Consider the following 993-nt stretch of genomic DNA (forward strand, 5'->3'; position numbering starts at 1 on the left):
ATAAAAAATCACGCATGAAGTAGTTTTTTGAAAGTTGAGTTCGCCCCAAATCTTCTAGCTTTTTGACTGACGTTGGTGATTTCATCATTACCCTCCTAAAACTATGAGTTTAGACCCATTGCTAAGGTTAAACACAATCTATAATGGTTCTGGAGCTAGAGTTTTCTAACGTTTCACAGGAAAGCCTATGCCGAGAAATGGGCAATACCAAATTTCCATATCTAAACTGAGGCAACTTCAAGACCTTGTACCAAATGAAGAGGCACTGCCGCAGCTTGAACAGGGAGAGATGATGACTGAATCTACAAGACACCACAATATCCAAGTGCTTACAAATACTGGTTTTAGGCAGTTCTCAAATACTACGGTATTTTTCAAAGAAGCAATAAGCGTTATATCGCCATCAGTTGCTCAAAGTAAAACTGGTGGCTATTGGTTTGATTTACGTAAGGTCAATCTCGACCGTCTATCGACAAATGCGCACCTTTTAGTGCGAGTGGTGCCTGACCAGTTTATCTTGATGGCACTTTCTGACATCGAAAACCTTATTACAAAGGAATTGATGGATAATCGCCCTCACTCGGGAGATGTTTGGGGTATAAAAATGGACTTCGACAAAAGTTGCAGTAAAGTCCAGCTCTACAGCAATAAAGACTCATCGTCTAGAGTTTACGGCAATGTTCTCTCTGTCGATAACGTAACTAAAGCTCTACTATCAATCTAAGGCGCTTTTGTCCCGAAGCTTGGTAATTAAGGTACGACAGAATCGCTTGGTGAACACAATACAGATTCCGGGTGACGTAACACGTCTTTGGACAGAAATCAGCTAGAGCATCTACTTAAATTAGCAATTCATAAATTACTTTTTGTATGGCAAAGTGAGTTTGGGAGAGCTAGCGCTTCGGTTAAGATAGCGCTAGCTAAAAGGATTGCCTCAAGATTAGGCTTTGGCTTGATGCGCACAACGAGAGTTATGTTCAATCGAACTGGATT

The 993-nt window shown here is 40.8% G+C and carries 1 protein-coding gene; it reads left to right on the forward strand.

Annotated elements, in window-relative coordinates:
• The first annotated feature begins 187 nt into the window (after window positions 1-187).
• Window positions 188-724 carry a hypothetical protein gene (locus QTO00_RS20165; protein ID WP_331426333.1) on the forward strand — a complete coding sequence of 179 codons (537 nt, stop codon included), beginning with the start codon at window positions 188-190 and terminating at the stop codon, window positions 722-724.
• The last annotated feature ends 269 nt before the right edge of the window (window positions 725-993 follow it).

The organism is Vibrio sp. M260118, assembly GCF_036533755.1.
Taxonomy (GTDB): Bacteria; Pseudomonadota; Gammaproteobacteria; order Enterobacterales; family Vibrionaceae; genus Vibrio.